15 protein-coding genes, 1 pseudogene and 1 riboswitch are annotated in these 17,214 nt (G+C 75.9%); of the genes and pseudogenes, 9 read left to right on the forward strand and 7 right to left on the reverse strand.

Features of this window, described 5'->3' with window-relative positions; translation table 11 throughout:
• Window positions 1-196: 196 nt before the first annotated feature.
• Window positions 197-643, forward strand: a pseudogene (locus BJP59_RS20195) (MFS transporter); the annotation flags it as partial.
• A 152-nt stretch (window positions 644-795) separates the two neighbouring features.
• Window positions 796-1,548 carry an MFS transporter gene (locus tag BJP59_RS20200; protein ID WP_255541859.1) on the forward strand — a complete coding sequence of 251 codons (753 nt, stop codon included), beginning with the start codon at window positions 796-798 and terminating at the stop codon, window positions 1,546-1,548.
• A 405-nt stretch (window positions 1,549-1,953) separates the two neighbouring features.
• On the opposite strand, the gene BJP59_RS17585 is transcribed toward BJP59_RS20200, so the two are convergent.
• Complete coding sequence (locus BJP59_RS17585; protein WP_228485157.1) at window positions 1,954-2,862, reverse strand: SDR family oxidoreductase; 909 nt, start codon at window positions 2,860-2,862, stop codon at window positions 1,954-1,956.
• A gap of 86 nt (window positions 2,863-2,948) precedes the next feature.
• Here BJP59_RS17585 and BJP59_RS17590 point away from each other — a divergent pair, with 86 nt between their 5' ends.
• A complete protein-coding gene (locus BJP59_RS17590) occupies window positions 2,949-3,473 on the forward strand; it encodes a low molecular weight protein-tyrosine-phosphatase (protein ID WP_228485158.1) in 525 nt (174 codons plus the stop codon).
• On the opposite strand, the gene BJP59_RS17595 is transcribed toward BJP59_RS17590, so the two are convergent.
• From BJP59_RS17595 to BJP59_RS17610, 4 genes are all read right to left on the reverse strand, one after another.
• A complete protein-coding gene (locus tag BJP59_RS17595) occupies window positions 3,456-4,064 on the reverse strand; it encodes a VanZ family protein (protein WP_194521598.1) in 609 nt (202 codons plus the stop codon). The genes BJP59_RS17590 and BJP59_RS17595 overlap by 18 nt on opposite strands.
• A 163-nt stretch (window positions 4,065-4,227) precedes the next feature.
• Window positions 4,228-5,376 (reverse strand): alpha/beta hydrolase, encoded by a 1,149-nt coding sequence (locus BJP59_RS17600; RefSeq protein WP_194521599.1) that lies wholly within the window; start codon window positions 5,374-5,376, stop codon window positions 4,228-4,230.
• Window positions 5,377-5,471: 95 nt separating this feature from the next.
• Complete coding sequence (locus tag BJP59_RS17605) at window positions 5,472-6,080, reverse strand: J-domain-containing protein (RefSeq protein WP_194521600.1); 609 nt, start codon at window positions 6,078-6,080, stop codon at window positions 5,472-5,474.
• A gap of 65 nt (window positions 6,081-6,145) precedes the next feature.
• Complete coding sequence (locus BJP59_RS17610) at window positions 6,146-6,778, reverse strand: hypothetical protein (protein WP_194521601.1); 633 nt, start codon at window positions 6,776-6,778, stop codon at window positions 6,146-6,148.
• Window positions 6,779-6,901: 123 nt separating this feature from the next.
• Here BJP59_RS17610 and BJP59_RS17615 point away from each other — a divergent pair, with 123 nt between their 5' ends.
• Window positions 6,902-8,086 carry a pyridoxal phosphate-dependent aminotransferase gene (locus BJP59_RS17615; protein WP_194521602.1) on the forward strand — a complete coding sequence of 395 codons (1,185 nt, stop codon included), beginning with the start codon at window positions 6,902-6,904 and terminating at the stop codon, window positions 8,084-8,086.
• Between the two features lie 95 nt (window positions 8,087-8,181).
• Window positions 8,182-9,081: an endonuclease/exonuclease/phosphatase family protein gene (locus tag BJP59_RS17620; RefSeq protein WP_228485159.1), complete on the forward strand. Its 900-nt coding sequence runs from the start codon at window positions 8,182-8,184 to the stop codon at window positions 9,079-9,081.
• A 16-nt stretch (window positions 9,082-9,097) separates the two neighbouring features.
• Here the strand turns inward: BJP59_RS17620 and BJP59_RS17625 are convergent, their stop codons facing one another.
• A complete protein-coding gene (locus BJP59_RS17625) occupies window positions 9,098-9,466 on the reverse strand; it encodes a CBU_0592 family membrane protein (protein ID WP_128957677.1) in 369 nt (122 codons plus the stop codon).
• A gap of 216 nt (window positions 9,467-9,682) precedes the next feature.
• Here BJP59_RS17625 and BJP59_RS17630 point away from each other — a divergent pair, with 216 nt between their 5' ends.
• Entirely contained in the window at window positions 9,683-10,600 is a 918-nt protein-coding gene (locus BJP59_RS17630) for a LysR family transcriptional regulator (protein ID WP_163185503.1), read from the forward strand.
• 25 nt (window positions 10,601-10,625) lie between these two features.
• Window positions 10,626-12,143 (forward strand): lactate/malate family dehydrogenase, encoded by a 1,518-nt coding sequence (locus BJP59_RS17635; protein ID WP_194521603.1) that lies wholly within the window; start codon window positions 10,626-10,628, stop codon window positions 12,141-12,143.
• Window positions 12,144-12,190: 47 nt separating this feature from the next.
• Here the strand turns inward: BJP59_RS17635 and BJP59_RS17640 are convergent, their stop codons facing one another.
• Window positions 12,191-12,556, reverse strand: coding sequence for an SdpI family protein (locus BJP59_RS17640; protein WP_194521604.1), 366 nt, complete (start codon window positions 12,554-12,556; stop codon window positions 12,191-12,193).
• A 175-nt stretch (window positions 12,557-12,731) separates the two neighbouring features.
• A riboswitch (glycine riboswitch) is annotated at window positions 12,732-12,839 on the forward strand.
• Between the two features lie 280 nt (window positions 12,840-13,119).
• Between BJP59_RS17640 and gcvP the strand changes: the two genes are divergently transcribed.
• Window positions 13,120-15,975: an aminomethyl-transferring glycine dehydrogenase gene (gcvP, locus tag BJP59_RS17645; RefSeq protein ID WP_442861553.1), complete on the forward strand. Its 2,856-nt coding sequence runs from the start codon at window positions 13,120-13,122 to the stop codon at window positions 15,973-15,975.
• The gene (gene gcvT, locus BJP59_RS17650; RefSeq protein WP_043653114.1) at window positions 15,972-17,195 is read left to right on the forward strand and encodes a glycine cleavage system aminomethyltransferase GcvT; all 1,224 of its coding nucleotides are present in this window, start codon (window positions 15,972-15,974) and stop codon (window positions 17,193-17,195) included. The genes gcvP and gcvT overlap by 4 nt, the downstream gene beginning before the upstream one ends.
• Window positions 17,196-17,214: the final 19 nt, after the last annotated feature.

The following is a 17,214-nucleotide window of genomic DNA, read 5'->3' on the forward strand; positions in this document are numbered from 1 at the left end:
GAGGTAACCGGGTGCCGAAGGGTGCTCACGACGACAGGGGACGTCCATGGGCGACGGGACGACGAGCCGCAGCCGCGAGAGCAGCCGGGAGCCCGGCTGCGAGGCCGCGCGGGAGGCCGCACGGTTCAGCCTCCGGGACTGGGGTCTCCTCCTCGTGCTGTGCGGGGCGATCTTCCTCGAGGGCAGCGACATCGCGATGCTCTCCGTCGCGCTCCCGGGCATCCGCGCCGACCTCGGCCTCGCGACCGGCGAGCTCGGCGGGGTCGTGACCGCCTACGTCGTCGGGTACGGCGGGTTCATGCTCCTCGGCGGACGCGCGGCCGACCTCTACGGCCGACGCCGCATGTTCGTCGTCTGGCTGCTCGTGTTCCTCGTGTTCTCCGGGCTCGGCGGGTTCGCGACCGACGGCTGGATGCTCCTCCTGTCGCGCTTCGTCACGGGCGTGGCGGCCGGCTTCCTCACGCCCGCCGGGATGTCGCTCATCACGACGTCGTTCGCGGAGGGGCCGCGCCGCAACCGCGCGCTCGTCGTCTACGGGGCCGCGGGGGCCGCGGGCTTCTCGCTCGGGCTCGTCGTCGGCGGTCTCCTGGCGGCGGTCCACTGGCGGTGGGTCTTCTTCGCCCCGGTGCTCGTCGCCGTCGTGCTGCTCGCGCTCGCCCTGGTCACGGTCCCGCGTGACACGACGACGCGCGTCCGCGGTGCGCTCGACGTCCTCGGTGCCGTCCTCGCGACGACCGCCATGGTCCTGCTCGCCGTCGGCATCGTGCGCCTCGAGCACCCGGGCGACGGGCTCGCGTGGACGGTCGCCGCGCTCGGGGCGGCGCGGCGCTGCTGGCGGGGTTCGTCGTCCGGCAGCGCCGTGCCCCGCACCCGTTGCTGCCGCTGCGGCTCTTCCGGTCGGTGGAGCTCGTCCGGGCGAACGTCACGGCCGTGCTCTTCGCGGGCGGGTTCTACGGCTTCCAGGTGCTCCTCACGCTCTACCTCCAGGAGCTCCGCGGGTGGACGCCGCTCCAGACCGGGCTCGCGATGCTCCTCATGGCGATCGACGTCGTCCTCGCCCCCGTCCTCACGCCGCGCCTCGTGGAACGGTTCGGGGTGCCGCGCGTCATCGTCGGGGGCCTGGTCGCCGGCACGCTCGCCGCGGCGTGGTTCCTCGGGTCGGGGCTCGACTGGGCGTACGCCGTCATGGTCCCGTCGTTGGCGCTGGTCGGGGTGGCGTTCGCGCTGGTCTACGGGCCGATCGCGATCGCCGCGACGACGGGCGTGACCGACGCCGAGCAGGGCGTCGCGGGCGGGGTGCTCAACACGTCGTTCCAGCTCGGTGCGGCGATCGGCATCTCGGCTGCGACGGCGGTCAGCGTCCTCGCCCTCGGGGACGCGACGGGTCCGGACGCGGGCCTCGCCGCCTTCCACACCGCGCTGTGGGTCCCCGTCGCGGCGTTCGCCCTCGCGGCCGTGGCGATGGGCGCGCCGCGCCGCCGGGCCGCCGTCGGGCCGGCCGCTCCCGACGCCGCCGACACCGCGACTCCCGCCCCCGCCATCAGGTGAGTGCACGGTGCGGGCAGCAAGAAGCCCGCGGGCTGGAGGGTTCCTCCTGTCGTGCTGGACGAGGGCACGACACCCGCGGGCTCCGGTGGTTGCGTGGTACTCGCTCGCCGCCGGGGGCTCCCCTCGGGAGACCCCGCCCGGTTCACGGGCTCACCGCATCCGGTCCGTTGCTGGATCGGTTGCGCGACGACTAGCGCGCAACCACCTCACGAGTCCGAAGAATCTTCACTTCCAGGACCACCTCCTTTCGCGTGTACGACGACGGTACGTCCGCCTCCCGCGGCCACGCCAGGGGTTTTCGCCCACGGCGTGGAACCGCCGGGGAACGGCCCGCCGGGTCGCCCGGTCGGTCCTGCGAGGGGCGACCAGGCGACGCGCAGGCCGTCGTCGCGCGCTCGACGGGGGTCAGGCGGGGCGCAGGTGCGCCCACTCCTCGGGGTAGTCGTCGAGCCACGCGGCGAACGACTGCGCGGGCCGCTCGACGAGCCGCGGGACCGTGTCGCTCACGTGCGCGAGCTCGCCCGCGGCGATCGCCGTGTACGACGACACCCAGCCGTCCACCTCGAACCGCGGCGCCCCGTACCGGTCGCGCGACGCGTACGCCTCGTCGACGCTCTCCGGGTGGTACGTGATGTCGCGGCCCGTGGCCGACGACAGCTCGGCCGCGACCTCGGCGAGCGTGAGCGCCTCGGGGCCCGTGACGTCGTAGGTGACGCCGTCGTGACGGTGCGCGTCGGCGTCGAGCAGCACGACGGTCGCGACGTCGGCGATGTCGTCGTGCGAGACCGACGCGACGCGCCCGTCGCCCGCGGGGCCGCGGATCACGCCGTCGTCGCCCACCATGAGCGCGAGCCCGCGGTGGTAGAGGTTGTCGCGCAGGAACGTGTGCCGCACGCCCGTCGCGCGGATGTACTCCTCGGTGCGCCAGTGGTCGCGCGCGAACGTGAACACGGCGTCCGGGGCGGCGCCGACGAACGACACGTAGACGATGCGGTGGACGCCCGCCGCGACGGCCGCGTCCACGGCCGCGCGGTGCTGCGCGACGCGGTCGACGTCCTCGCGCGCGGACACGAGCAGGACCGTGTCCACGCCGGTGAACGCCTCGACCATGCCGCGCGTGTCCGTGTACCCGGCGACGACGGCGACGTCCGACTCCGGCAGCGGGTCGTCGCCCAGGCTGGGCGCGCGTGCGGCGTCGCGCACCACGAGGCGTTGCGGCGCGCCCTCGGCGGCGAGCCGGAACGCGAGCTTCGATCCCAGGAGACCGCTCGCGCCCGTCACGGCGACCCGCCCCGACCCCGCCCCGATCATCATCTCCTCACGGTAGGCGCCCTGGTCACGGGCCGCCCGACGACCGGCCTGGACGGGAGGGGAGCGCCCTCCTCGCGCAGAATGGGGCCATGTCGAGTGCCGAGACCCGCCCCGGGCCCTACCGCGTCATGACCGTCTGCACCGGCAACATCTGCCGCTCCCCCATGGCCGAGGTGGTGCTGCGCGACCGCTTCGAGGCGGCCGGACTCGGCGACCGCGTCGTGGTGGACTCGACCGGGATCAGCGACGAGGAGCGGGGGAACCCGATCGACCGCCGCGCCCGGGCCGTTCTGGCCGAGCACGGGTACGTCGTCGACGGGACGCACCGGGCGCGTCAGGTGCGCGCGGGCGACCTCGCCGCGCGCGACCTCGTGCTCGCGATGACCGCCCAGCACGCGCGGGCGCTGCGGCGCCTCGACGCGTCGGCGCCGGTGCGCCTGTACCGCTCGTTCGACCCGGCGGCGCCGCGCGTCGAGCCGGGCGGGTCCGAGCACGTGCTCGACATCGCCGATCCCTGGTACGGCGGGCAGCAGGACTTCGAGGACTGCCTCGCCGAGGTCGAGGCCGCGGCCGACGGGATCGTGGACCTCGTGCGCTCAGAGCTCGACGGCTGAGCGCGCGCGACGGGCGTCCGTCCCGGCGGCGCGCGACCCGCGCGGCCGCGGCGGAGTGGTCCAGCGGAAGCGGTCGAAGAACGCGTCGAGCGCGGGGACGCGGCACAGCGCGGTGAACAGCCCGAGGCCGAGCGCGCCGCCCACGACGTTGAAGAGCAGGTCGCTGGCGTCCGCGACGTGACCGCCACCCAGCAGGTGCGAGGTGACGTACTGGGTGACCTCGATCGCGAGACTGAAGGCCGCTGCCGTGAGCACGACGCGCCACCACGACGGCCGCGCCAGGAGGAGCGGCAGGAGCACGCCCAGCGACAGGAACACGAGGACGTTCATCACCGCGTCGGCGACCTCGTAGTCCACGAGGGGCACGAGGACCAGGTGGGCGTCCCACGCGGCGCTGCTCGCCGGCTTGTCGAGGAAGATCGGGAACACCGTGTTCGCCACGACCCCGGCCGCGTAGACGGCGAGCGCGAGCGCGACGGCGGCCCGCGGCAGCGTGAGACGACCGGACCGGTGCAGGCGCCACAGCAGCAGCCCGAGGACCACCGCCCCCAGCGGGACGACGACGGGGAGGACGGGGACCTCGCGAAACACTCGAACCGCTCCTTCAGGTGACGACGCCACGCACGACGTCGCCGACGGTAGCGGTGCCCCGCCACCCGGGAGATCCCCCGACGGTGCGACCCCGGCCGCGGCGCCCTCCCCCTGCGGGTGGACCGGGGCGCGCCGCCCGAGGTTCATCGGGTGTCGTCGAGCGTCACCGGCGGCGGGTCCGCCCGCGCAGCGTCCCGACGGCGGTGCCCACGGACCGCGCGACGGACCGTCCCGCGTGACGCACCGTGGCGCCGAGCCGGCCGAGCGCGCGGCCCACGCCGCCCGTCGCGCGCGGCGCGCCGCGGGGAGAGGGGGCGACGGCGTCGGGCACGGGCGGCGTGACGGGCGCGGGCCGCGGCAGGTACGCCCCGACCCACTGCGCGACCCGCCCGTAGGCCAGCGCGCGCACGGGCCGGGAGGAGAGGACGACGTCGTGCAGGGCGCCGTCGAGGCGCGCGACCGTGACGAGGTCGCCGAGCTGGACCGAGCGCTGCGCGACGCCGTCGACGTCGATCGCGGTGTCCGTGCGCATCATCTCGGGCGACCAGCGGGGCAGCAGCGTGCTCCGGGCCGAGAGCAGGACGAGCACGGGGGCGCCGATCCCGAGCCCGCGCGCGACCGTCTGCTGCCCGTGGAAGACGGCGGACAGCCAGGCGGGCGTCGTCCGGAAGCCGTGCTGCGGACGCCAGCTGAGGTCGTACGACCACTCGCCGTCGAACTCCTTGCTCACGGAGCGCGTGTAGAAGCCGAGGTCGACGTTGGGCAGCGGGCGCGTGGGCGTGAGCCGGGCGCGCGCGCCGATCACGGGCTCGAGCAGGAGGCGGCCGACCTCGCGCGTCTGGAACTCCAGCCACGGGCTGTTGAGGACGAGCGCCGCCGCGCGCCCGGGGTGGCGCGCGAGCCACAGGCTCAGCGTCAGGCCGCCGGTCGAGTGGCCCATGAGCACGACCTCGCGCGGGGACCGCCCGTCGCCCCGGTGGCCCATCGCGACGAGCGCGGCCTCGATGTCCTCGTCGTACGTCGCGAGGTCGGCGACGTACCCGGGCGTCTGGCCGGGCCGCAGGCTGCGGCCGTACTTGCGCAGGTCGAGCGCGTGGAACCGCGCGCCGTGCGCCTCCCAGAAGTCGGCGAGCTGGGTCTGGAAGAAGTAGTCGGACCAGCCGTGCACGTACAGCACGTCGAGGTACTGGTCGGGCCCCGGTCGCCGGCGCCGCACGAGCGTCGCGACGACGTCGCCCTCCTCGTCGGGCGCGAGCGGCAGCGTGAGCTGCTCGTAGTCGTCGCCCAGGACGTCGGGCTGCCAGTCCGCCATGCGGCCGACCCTAGGCGGGCCCGACGACGATCGCCCGCCCGGCGGGTCGCGGACCGGTCGGCCAGGGTCGGGTCCGGTCGAGCCGGTTCCGGAGGTCAGCGGGCGGCGCGACGGGCGCGCCAGCGCGCGACCTCGTGCTCGACGTCGCGCGTCGGGGTCACGACGGGCGGCCCGCCGAGCAGCTGGCGGCGGGCGTCGACGACGCGCGCGTTGAAGTCCGCGAGGATCTCGCGGACGGCCTGCTCGTCGAGCTCGCGGTCGAGGCGGTCGTCGAGCTCGCGGTCCTCTGTCTTGAGGAGCATCGCCGGAGGCCCGAGACCGGTGAGCCGCTCGCGCTCGATGACCGCCTTGAGCCACCAGTCCGGGTCGTGCGTGCCCGTGAGCCCGGGGATCGGCTTGCCCGCGAGCGGGAGGTCGTCGAACTCGCCGCGCCGGACCGCCTGGTCGATCACCGTGTCGACGTACATCGCGCGGTCCTCGGGTCGTACACGACGTGGGCCCCCGGCCGGGAGGTCGTCCTCTCGCGCCTCGGCCGCGCCGCGCGTGCCGGGCTCGCCCGGCGCGTCCACGGGCTCACGGCGGGCGGGGTCGTCGTCGGACGCCTCCCGCTCCGCGGCCTCGCGCGCGGCCTCCCGCTCGACCCGGTACTGCGCGGCGCGCCGGACGGGGTCGTCGTCCGGGGTGCGGGAACGTCGTCGGAACACGAGCACCTCCCTCGTCGTCTCCGCCCAGCGTAGGCAGCCCCGGTCCGGCCGGATGAGCAGAGAGCTCAGCCGTCGAGGAGCGGGTGGTACCGGCGGCGCAGGGCCCGGTCGAGGGCGGCCAGCACGCCGCCCACCGTGAGGACCGTGTTCACCGGCGCCGGGAGGTCGGGCACGAACGGCGGCGTCCACCCGGTGAACTGCGACGTCACCTCGAGCAGCTGCGGCACCTGCGTCACGACCGCGACCGCGAGCACGACCCACGCCGTCACGCCCACGGCGCGGCTCGCCGTCGGGCGCTCGCGGTCCATGCGGTCGCGCCACGCCTCGGCGGTCCCGGGCAGCGGCGGGACGTCGTGCACGGTGCCGACCGCGTCCACGACGCGCACGTACCGCATCCCGTAGGTGCTCATCCTCGCCTCCAACGTCGCGCCCCCGAGGTCGAAGCGGGCGCGCGAGCGCTGCTCGTCGACGAGCCGACCGTCCCGGTACAGCCGGATGCGCTCGTCCCAGTCGAGGAAGTCCACGGCCACGACGTACTCGTGGCCGCCGTGCCGGAGCCCGAACGCGCTCCGCCACAGCACGGCCCACCCGCGCACGGGGCGGAAGGTCGCGGCGCCGTCGCGTCGGTCGCCGTGGTCGCCGTGGTCGTCGTCCTCCCGGTCGTCGGGGCCGTCGCGCCAGGCGTCGTCGGTCGTCATGGCCCCATCCGACCCCGGGCGCGAGGTGCGGCGCGTCGCCCGGACGACCGACCACCCGGCGCGGAGCCGGACCGGCGTCCGCCGAACGGATGACCCGGGCATGATGGGTTCATGCCCGGGTCGATGAAGGTCTCACGCCGCTCCCACGTGCCGCCGTTCGCGGTGATGGAGGTCCTCGCCGAGGCGAACCGGCTGCGCGACGCCGGCGCGTCCGTCCTCAACCTCTGCGCGGGCGAGCCGTCGACCGGGGCGTCGGACGTCGTGCGGCGCCGGGCGATCGAGCTGCTCGAGCACGGCGACCTCGGCTACACCGAGTCGCTCGGGGTCCCCGCGCTGCGGCGCGCGATCGCCGAGCACTACGACCGCTGGTACGGCGTCGAGATCGACCCGGCGCGGGTCGCGGTGACCACCGGGTCGTCCGGCGGGTTCCTCCTCGCGTTCCTCGCGACGTTCGACGTCGGCGACCGCGTCGCGCTCGCCCGCCCCGGCTACCCCGCGTACAAGAACATCCTGCGCGCGCTGGGCTGCGAGGTCGTCGAGCTCGACTGCGGCCCGGAGACGCGCTACCAGCCCACGGTGTCGCAGCTCATGGAGGCCTACTACGACGGCGGCCTCGACGGGCTCGTCGTCGCGAGCCCCGCGAACCCGACGGGGACGATGATCCTGCCCGCCGAGCTCGACGCCGTCTCGGCGTGGTGCACCGACCACGACGTGCGGCTCGTCAGCGACGAGATCTACCACGGCATCGTCTACGGCGACGGCGCGGACGGCCCGGCCGCGGCGCTGCCGACGGCGGCGCGGTACGTGCCCGACGGCGCGGTCGTCGTCAACTCGTTCTCGAAGTACTGGGCGATGACCGGGTGGCGCCTCGGGTGGCTCGTGCTGCCGGACGAGCTCGTCGGGCCGGTCGACGCGCTCGCCGGGAACGTCGCGCTGTCGCCGCCCGCGCTCGCGCAGCACGCGGGCGTCGCCGCGTTCTCCCCCGAGGGGTACGCCGCCGCGGCCGAGAACGTCGCGCGGTACGCGGCGTCGCGCGAGCTCGTGCTGTCCCGGCTCGACGACCTCGGGTGGTCGCGCGTCGCGCCCGCAGACGGCGCGTTCTACGTCTACGCCGACGTGTCCGGGGACGGCCTGGACTCCGTGACGTGGTGCGCGCGCCTGCTCGCCGAGGCGGGCGTCGCGCTCACCCCCGGCACGGACTTCGACGGCGTCCGGGGCGGGGACTGGGTCCGGCTGTCGTTCGCCGCGGCCCCGAGCACGGTCGCCGAGGCGGTCGAGCGCATCGCCGCCTGGCGCCGCACCCACTGACGAGCCCGGGGCGCGCCGCCCCTGCGGCGTCCCCGGTGCCGGGCGGGGACCCCGCCCTGGTCGCGACGGTCCGCGGCCCGCGCGAGGATCGTCCGGTGCCCCACGACTCCCGTGACCTGACCGACGGACCGCTGCCCCCGCGACCGGAGGGCGCCCTGCGCCTCGCGACCTTCAACACGCTGCACGGTGCCGCGCTCGACGGGACGGTCGACGTCGAGCGGTTCGCGCGCGCCGTCGCGTACCTCGACGCCGACGTGCTCGCGCTCCAGGAGGTCGAGCGCGACTCGCCCCGCTCGCACCGCGCCGACCTCGTGGCCGTCGCGGCGGAGGCGCTGCGCGCCGAGCACCGGCACCTGTCCCCCACGCTGCGCGGCGTCTCCGGCGCGTGGGTGCGCGCGGGCCGGCCGGGATCGGGCGTGCGGCGCGTCCCCGGCGTCGCGTCGTACGGGATCGGGCTCGTCAGCAGGTTCCCCGTCGAGCGGTGGGCGCGCCTCGAGCTCGACCGGATGCCGTGGCGGTCGCGCGTCCGACGGCGACGGCCGGGCGCCGCGACGGGGGCCGCCCGCCTGCTCCCGTTCCGGGTGGTGCCCGACGAGCCGCGCGCCGCGCTCGCCGCCGCCGTCCGCACGCCGTGGGGGCCGCTCACCGTCGTGACGGCGCACACGACGTCGCGCCCCGAGTTCACCGCGGACCAGCTCCGGTCCTTCACGGGCGCCTGCGCGCCGCTCCCCCGCCCGCTCGTGCTGCTGGGCGACCTCAACCTGCGCGCGCCCGAGCCCGCGGAGATCACCGGGTTCACGTCGCTCGCCGACGTGCTCACGCACCCCGTGGACCGGCCCGTGCGGCAGATCGACCACGTGCTCGCCGACGGCCTGCCCGGCGGCCCGACCGTCCGGGCCCTCGGGCCCGCCACGGCCGTCGACACGGGGCTGTCCGACCACCGCGCGGTCGTCGTGGACGTCGTCCTGGAGCCCGCGCCGGGCGCCTCGCGCTGAGCGGTGCCGGGGGTGGTCAGGCGGCGAGCCCGACCTCCTGGGGTGCGGGGTCGCCGTCGGCGCGCACGGCGGCCGGTGCGGAGGCGGCCGCCGTGATCCCGGCGGCCTCGGCGAGCGTGCGACGACGCGCGCGGCGCGCCCGCACGATGACGACGATCGCCTGGGCGCCGATGAGGACCCACACGAGGTTCGCGGCGACGGACGGCCACACGCCGTTCGCGGCGGCGACCATGCCCATGAGGCCTGCGGCGGTGAGGTTGGTGAGCTGGAACGGGGCGGACGACGGCGCCCAGCGGCCACGGCTGACCATCGCGTAGGCGACGACGCCGGCGGCGGCACCGATCCAGCCGAGGAACATGACGATCGCGTCGAGGGTGACGGGCACAGCGGTACTCCGGTGACGAAGAAGGGGTGGAGGGGGGTACCGCGACGCTGCGGTGGCTGTGCGCTCCGGGCCGATGGCTGGTGGCGCGGGTGGTGCGAAGCTCGGGCGCCGACCCGTAAGGAGGAGGAGGTAACCGACCGGCGCCACGACAAGTGTGAGGCCTTCCGAGGTTCAGCACAATCGAAGGATTCTGCACCGGGCGTTTAGCATCTCTACATGGCGACGGACCCACGCAGACTTGGTTTCCTCCTTGCCGTGCACCGGGGCGGAGGCATCCTCGCGGCAGCGGATCTCCTGCACGTCACCCCGTCCGCGGTCTCCCAGCAGATCCAGCGGCTCGAGGCCGAGGAGGGGGTCGTCGTGCTCGACCGCGGACCGCGCGGCGTGACCCTCACCCCGGCCGGTCGCGTGCTCGCCGAGACCGCCGAGCGCATCGAGACCGAGCTCGTCGAGGCGCGCAAGGCGCTGGCCGCGCTCGGCGACGAGGTGAGCGGGCGCGTCGCCGTCGGCTCCTTCCAGACGGCGATCCGCGCCGTCGTCGCACCCGTCGCCGGGAGGCTCGCCGAGACCGCGCCGGGGATCGAGCTCGACGTGCAGGAGCGCGAGCCCACCGAGGCCCTGCGGCTGCTGCGCGCGGGCGAGCTCGACGTCGTGCTGCTCGAGCGCGACTACGAGGCCGACTCCCCCGCCCCGCGCGGCACGCGCGAGATCGTCCTGCTCGACGAGCCGTGGCGGCTCGTCGTCCCCGCGGGCATGCCGACGCCCACGCGCCTCGACGACGTGCGCGACGCCGTCTGGCTGGGGCCCGAGCCCGGCACCGCCGCCGCCCGAGCGCTCCGGCGGCTGGCCCGCGGGCTCGGCGGGACCCTGCGCACGCGGCACAACTACTACGACTTCGACGTCGCGCTCTCGCTCGTCGCCGCCGGGCTCGGCGTCGCGATGCTCCCGGCGCTCGCCGTGGAGGGCGGCGCGTCGGACGAGGTGCCCGACGGCGTCACGGTCGTCGGGCTGCCCGGCCTCGGCTCGCGCCGCCTCGTCGCGCGCCACCGCGCGACCCGGCACGAGCCGCGCCCCGTGGTCTCCGCCGTGCTCGACGAGATGGTCGCCGCCGCGGGCGGCATCGCGTTCGCCTGACTCCGGGGCGTCGTAGCCTGCGGGTGTGGACGTAGCGGTGGTGGGGGCGACGGGCGACGTCGGCCGACAGGTGTGCACGCAGATCGTCGAGCGGCGGGTGCTCCCGCCGACGGCGCGGCTCCAGCTCGTCGGTCGGGCCGGCGGCGCGTCGGGGCGCGCCGTGCACGGGCTGCGCGCCGACCTCGTCGACGCGTACGACGAGCACGCGCCGCTCCTCGACGTCGCGCACTCGCCCGACGACGTCACTGCCGACGTCATCGTCGTCGCCGCCGGCCTCACTCCCCCGGCCCGTACGGGCGCCGACCCCGACCGGCGCGTGCTCGCCGCGACCAACGGCGCGGTGCTCGCCGAGTACGCGGACGCGATCGCGCGGCACGGCTCGGGGCACGAGGTCGTGATCGTCGTGACGAACCCCGTCGAGCTCGGTGTCGCGGTCATGGCGGAACGGCTCGGGCGGCACCGCGTGCTCGGCATGGGGGCCTGGCTCGACACGCTGCGGTTCCGACGCGAGCTCGCGGTCGAGCTGGGCGTGCGGCGGCACCGCGTCGGCGGGTTCGTGGGGGGTCAGCACGGCGAGGACGCCGTCCCGCTCTGGTCGACCGTCCGGGTGAGCGGGCTCGACGCCGACGAGCGGGCGCGCGCCGTCGCCGCGCTGCGCCGCGGCCGCACCCTCGACGCGCTGCCGGGCGAGATCGCCGCGGCGAAGGACGAGCTCGCGCGCGTCGCGAGCCAGGACATGGGTGCCGCGTTCGAGCTCATCGACACGTGGCCCGCCGACCTGCGGCTCGTCACGCGGCCCTGGATGACGCACCAGTCCGGCGCGAAGACCCCCGCGGGCACCGCGAGCGCGACCGTCGACCTCCTGGAGGTGATCCTCGACGGCCGCGAGATCGTCGTCGCGGGGCAGGTCGCGCTCGACGGCGAGCTCGACGGACGCCTCGCCCCGGCCGACGGCGTGCCGTCGCGCGGCGTCCTCGGCGTCCCGGTCGTGCTCGGCCCCGGCGGCTGGACGCGCGTGCTGCTCGACGCGCTGCCCGACGACGAGGCGCGCCGGCTCGTGCAGGCGGCCGAGGGGATCGATCGCCTCGTGTCGGCGAGCGCGGTGCCGGACGCGGGCCGTGCGGCGGGCGCGGCGGGTCCGCAGGGCGGGGCGGGTCCGCAGGGCGGGGCGGGTCCGCAGGGCGGGGCGGGCTCGCCGGGCGGGGCGGCGGTCGTCCCCGGCACGACCGGTGCGGCGGGCGCGGTGCGTGCGCCGGCCCCGGTCGGCGCGGAGCGCGACTGGGTCGCGACCGTGCACGGCCTCGACCAGCCCGGCACGCTCACCGCGCTCACCGGGGTCTTCTCGACGCGCGGCGTGAGCTTCGACTCGCTCGCGACCGGGCCGGTCGACGGCGACGGCCGGGCGGGCCGGATCGTCGTGTCGTTCCGTGCGACCCCCCGCCGCACGCGCGCCCTGGAGCGCGCGGTCCGGCGGCTCGCGACGGTGCGCTCCGTCGTCGTGGAGCCCGCGGGCGACTCCTCCCGGCACGGCACGCCGGGCTGAGCGACGGCCGGGCTCGCGGGGCCGACCGTGCGCGAGCCGCCGCCGCGTCAGCGGCGAGGACCCACCTCGCGGCGCACGGCCCGCGCCCCGACGACGAGCCCTCCCACCGTGAGCGCGAGCGCCAGACCGGTCGCGACCAGCACGACGACGAGGCCCGCGGCGTCGTCGACCACCAGGAGCACCGGGGCGGCCGCGACGAGCACCCAGCCCGCCGCCTCGCTCAGCGGCCGGGCCGCGCGGTGTGCCGTGCGCCAGGCGTCGTCGCTCGCCAGAGTCGTCGGGGTGCGGATGCCCGCGACCTGGTTGCGGCCGATCCGTCCGGAGGCCGTGGCGCGCGCGCACCAGACGAGCAGGAGACCCGCTCCGGCGAGGACGAGCAGGAGCACGAGATCGGCGACGGTGTCGGGGTGCACGTGCCCCACCCTGTCACGGCGGCGCGCGCCCGTGCCGGGCTACCGGTAGGCGTGCGCCTGGAGCGCGGACATCTCCGCGCACGGTCCGCCGCGAGCGCGACCGTGGCGCCTGCCTCGGCCCGCCCGGGCGGCACGACCCCGGTAGGATCGTGCGCACAACTGCAGTACTGCCGCCCGAACCTCGACGGGAGAGCTCGGCAGCACGGTCCCCGGACCGGGCGCCGGCGCCGAAGGAGCAAGTCCTCCCCGGGAATCTCTCAGGCCCACGTACCGTCGAGGCGAGGCAACTCTGGAAAGCGGTCGTGCGCTCGTCGGACCCCCGGCGACCTCGGCCCACCGACGGTGCAAGTCGGCGCGCCCCGGCCCTCGCGGCACGGCGGACCGGCAAAACTCTCAGGTCGACGCGTGCGTCCGATGACAGAGCGGGGAGGGACCCGCCGTCGTCCCCTCCCCCGGAGGTCCCCGTGACCCAGCCGTCCCTCGACCGCACCTCGCCGCCCGACGCCGCCTCCGGCGCGTTCGCGCCGCGCCACCTCGGCCCGCGCGGCCGTGAGGTGCAGGTCATGCTCGACCAGCTCGGCTACGCCTCGCTCGACGCGCTCGTCGACGCCGCCGTGCCCGCGACGATCCGCACCGAGCGCCCGCTCGACCTGCCGGCGGCGCGCACCGAGACGGAGGTGCTCGACCACCTGCGCGCGCTCGCCGCGAAGAACGTCGTCAAGACGCAGATGATCGGGCTCGGCTACTACGGCACCGTCACTCCCCCGGTGATCCGTCGCAACGTCCTCGAGTCCCCCGCCTGGTACACGGCGTACACGCCGTACCAGCCCGAGATCTCGCAGGGCCGCCTGGAGGCGCTGCTGAACTTCCAGCAGGTCGTCGAGGACCTCACGGGCCTCGACGTCGCGAACGCGTCGCTGCTCGACGAGGCGACCGCGGTCGCGGAGGCGGTCGCCCTCATGTGGCGGGCCTCGCGTGCGAAGAGCGGCTACGTGGTGCTCGACGCCGACCTCTTCCCGCAGACGCTCGCGGTGACGCTCGGTCGCGCGCAGGCCGTCGGCCTGCCCGTGGTGGTCGCGGACCTGTCGGGCGGCCTGGAGGCCGGGCTCGCCGCCGCCCGCGCGGCGGGCGCGTTCCCCGCCGAGGTGGACGACGACGCGCACCTCGTCGGCGTCGTCGTCCAGCAGTCGGGCGCGTCGGGTCGCGTCGTGGACTGGCGGCCCGTGGTCGCGGAGGCCAAGGACGCGGGTGCGCTCGTCACGGTGTCGAGCGACCTGCTCGCCCTGACGCTGCTGGTCTCCCCCGGCGAGCTCGGCGCCGACGTGGCGGTGGGCTCCGCCCAGCGGTTCGGCGTCCCGCTGTTCTACGGCGGCCCGCACGCCGCGTTCATGGCCGTCCGCAAGGGCCTCGAGCGGTCCCTGCCCGGTCGTCTCGTGGGCGTCTCGATCGACGCCGACGGCGACACCGCCTACCGCCTCGCCCTCCAGACGCGCGAGCAGCACATCCGGCGCGAGAAGGCGACGAGCAACATCTGCACGGCGCAGGCGCTCCTCGCGATCGTCGCCTCGATGTACGCGGTCTACCACGGCCCCGACGGCCTCCGCGCGATCGCCGAGCGCACCCACGCCCACGCCACGACCCTCGCCGAGCACCTGCGCGCGGGCGGCGTCACGGTCGAGCACGCCACCTTCTTCGACACCGTCCGCGCCGTGGTCCCGGGCCGCGCCGCCGCCGTCGTCGAGGCCGCCGCGACGGTCGGCGTCAACCTGTACAACCCTGACGCGGACCATGTACAGATTGCTTGCGACGAGACCACCACGCCGGCGATCCTCGCCACGGTCGTGCGGGCGTTCGGGATCGACCTCGCGACCGGACAGAGCGAGGACGCCGCTGCGGCCGCAGCACCCGGCCACGACCTCCCGGCCTGGGCGACCCGGACGACGCCGTACCTCCAGCACCCGATCTTCCGTCTGCACCGCTCCGAGACGTCGATGCTGCGCTACCTGCGCCGACTCGCGGACAAGGACCTCGCCCTGGACCGGACGATGATCCCGCTGGGCTCGTGCACGATGAAGCTCAACGCGACGGCGGAGATGGAGGCGATCTCCTGGCCGGGGTTCGCGGACCTGCACCCGTTCGTCCCCGCCGACCAGGCGCGCGGCTACGAGGAGCTCATCGGCGGCCTGGAGTCGGCGCTGGCGGAGATCACGGGCTACGCGGGCGTCTCCGTGCAGCCGAACGCGGGCTCGCAGGGCGAGTTCGCGGGCCTGCTGGCGATCCGCGAGTACCACGTGTCTCGCGGGGACGTGGAGCGCGACGTGTGCCTGATCCCCGCGTCGGCGCACGGCACCAACGCGGCGTCGGCGGCGCTGGCGGGCCTGAAGGTCGAGGTCGTGCGGACCGCCGAGAGCGGCGAGGTGGACCTCGCCGACCTCCGCGCCAAGCTGGCCGACCACGGGCCGCGGGTCGCGGCGATCATGATCACCTACCCCTCGACGCACGGCGTCTTCGAGGAGCACGTCCGCGAGGTGTGCGATCTCGTACACGAAGCAGGTGGCCAGGTGTACATCGACGGGGCGAACCTCAACGCGCTCGTCGGGCTCGCGCGCCCGGGGGAGTTCGGCGGCGACGTCTCGCACCTGAACCTGCACAAGACGTTCTGCATCCCGCACGGCGGGGGAGGGCCCGGGGTCGGACCGGTCGCGGTCGGCGAGCACCTCGTGCCGTTCCTCCCGGGCGACCCGCTGGCGCCGGGCGCGTCCGCCGCGACGCCCGTCTCGGCGACGCGGTACGGCTCGGCCGGGATCCTGCCGATCTCGTACGCGTACGTCGCTCTCATGGGCCCGGACGGGCTGACGGAGGCGACGAAGACGGCGGTGCTCACCGCGAACTACGTCGCGAGCCGGCTCGCCGACCACTACCCGGTGCTCTACACCGGGCCGAACGGCCTCGTCGCGCACGAGTGCATCCTCGACCTGCGCCCGATCACCGCGGAGACGGGCGTGACGGCGGAGGACGTGGCGAAGCGGCTCATGGACTACGGGTTCCACGCGCCGACGCTCTCGTTCCCCGTGGCGGGCACGCTCATGGTGGAGCCGACGGAGAGCGAGGACCTCGCGGAGCTCGACCGGTTCGTCGACGCGCTCGTCGCGATCCGCGGCGAGATCGACGCGGTGGCGTCGGGCCGCTGGGCGGTCGAGGAGTCGCCGCTGCGCGGCGCGCCGCACACCGCGGCGGCGCTCGTGGCGGAGGACTGGGACAAGCCCTACTCGCGCGAGCTCGCGGCCTACCCGGTCGCGAGCCTGCGCGCCGGGAAGTACTGGCCGCCGGTGCGCCGCATCGACGGTGCGCGGGGCGACCGCAACCTCGTGTGCTCGTGCCCGCCCCTGGAGTCCTACGTGACGGGAGACCTCGCATGACCGAGCAGCAGACCGGGACGACCGAGAGCGCGGAGCGCCGCAGCCCGCTGCACGACGAGCACGTCGCGCTCGGCGCGAACCTCACGAGCTTCGGCGGGTGGCTCATGCCGCTGCGGTACACGTCCGACCTCGCGGAGCACCGCGCCGTCCGCGAGGCGGCCGGCCTGTTCGACCTCTCCCACATGGGCGAGATCGAGGTCGCGGGACCGCAGGCCGCGGCCGCGCTGGACCACGCGCTCGTCGGGAACCTCTCCGCGGTCGCGCCGGGCCGGGCGCGCTACACGATGATCTGCCAGGAGGACGGCGCGGTCCTCGACGACCTCGTGGTGTACCGCCTCGCGGACGAGCGGTTCCTCGTGGTCGCGAACGCGGGGAACGCGGACCTCGTCGCGCGCGAGCTCGTGGAGCGGGCCGCGGGCTTCGACGCGACGGTCACCGACCAGGGCGCGGGCACGGCGCTCGTCGCGGTCCAGGGGCCGCGTGCGGAGGAGATCGTCGCGGGCCTCACGGACCCGGCCGACCCGGTCGCCGCCGAGACCGTGCGCGACCTCCGGTACTACGCGGCCGCGCCGCTCGTGCTGCGGACCGACGACGGCCCGGTCGACGCGCTCGTGGCCCGTACCGGGTACACGGGGGAGGACGGGTTCGAGCTGTTCGTGCCTGCCGACCGCGCCGCCGACCTGTGGCGCACGGTGCTCGCCGCGGGCGCGCCGCTCGGCCTCGTCCCGGCGGGCCTGTCCGCGCGCGACTCGCTGCGCCTGGAGGCGGGGATGCCGCTGTACGGGCACGAGCTCGACACCACGACCACGCCGTACGAGGCGGGGCTCGGGCGCGTCGTGAAGCTCGACAAGGTCGACGCCGACGGCGCGCCGCTCGAGTTCGTCGGCCGCGCCGCGCTCGCCGCGCGCCGGGAGTCGCCGCCCGCGCGCGTGCTCGTCGGGCTCCGGGGCCTGGGGCGGCGGCCCGCGCGGGCGGGCTACGCCGTCGTGCTGCCGGGCGACGGCGTCGACGCCGGGGGAGCGGTGGGGGAGTCCGCTCGCCGCGTGGGCACGGTGACGTCCGGCGCGCCGTCCCCGACGCTCGGCCACCCGATCGCCCTCGCGTACGTCACGCCCGAGCTGTCGGCGGAGGGCACCGAGCTTGCCGTCGACGTGCGCGGCCGGGCCGAGCCCGTGGTCGTCGTGCCGCTCCCGTTCTACCGTCGTCCCCAGCAGTCCTGACCGCCCCGTCGTCCCGAAG

This window comes from Cellulosimicrobium sp. JZ28, from assembly GCF_015327065.1.
GTDB classification, from domain to species: domain Bacteria; phylum Actinomycetota; class Actinomycetes; order Actinomycetales; family Cellulomonadaceae; genus Cellulosimicrobium; species Cellulosimicrobium funkei.

Bases quoted from the DNA above. Each gene is read 5' to 3' on its own strand.
- BJP59_RS17585 (WP_228485157.1), bottom strand. From the start codon at position 2,862: ATGATGATCGGGGCGGGGTCGGGGCGGGTCGCCGTGACGGGCGCGAGC.
- BJP59_RS17600 (WP_194521599.1), bottom strand. From the start codon at position 5,376: ATGGCGGACTGGCAGCCCGACGTCCTGGGCGACGACTACGAGCAGCTC.
- gcvP (WP_442861553.1), top strand. From the start codon at position 13,120: ATGCTCGACCAGCTCGGCTACGCCTCGCTCGACGCGCTCGTCGACGCC.
- BJP59_RS17590 (WP_228485158.1), top strand. From the start codon at position 2,949: ATGTCGAGTGCCGAGACCCGCCCCGGGCCCTACCGCGTCATGACCGTC.
- BJP59_RS17630 (WP_163185503.1), top strand. From the start codon at position 9,683: ATGGCGACGGACCCACGCAGACTTGGTTTCCTCCTTGCCGTGCACCGG.
- BJP59_RS17615 (WP_194521602.1), top strand. From the start codon at position 6,902: ATGAAGGTCTCACGCCGCTCCCACGTGCCGCCGTTCGCGGTGATGGAG.
- gcvT (WP_043653114.1), top strand. From the start codon at position 15,972: ATGACCGAGCAGCAGACCGGGACGACCGAGAGCGCGGAGCGCCGCAGC.
- BJP59_RS17610 (WP_194521601.1), bottom strand. From the start codon at position 6,778: ATGACGACCGACGACGCCTGGCGCGACGGCCCCGACGACCGGGAGGAC.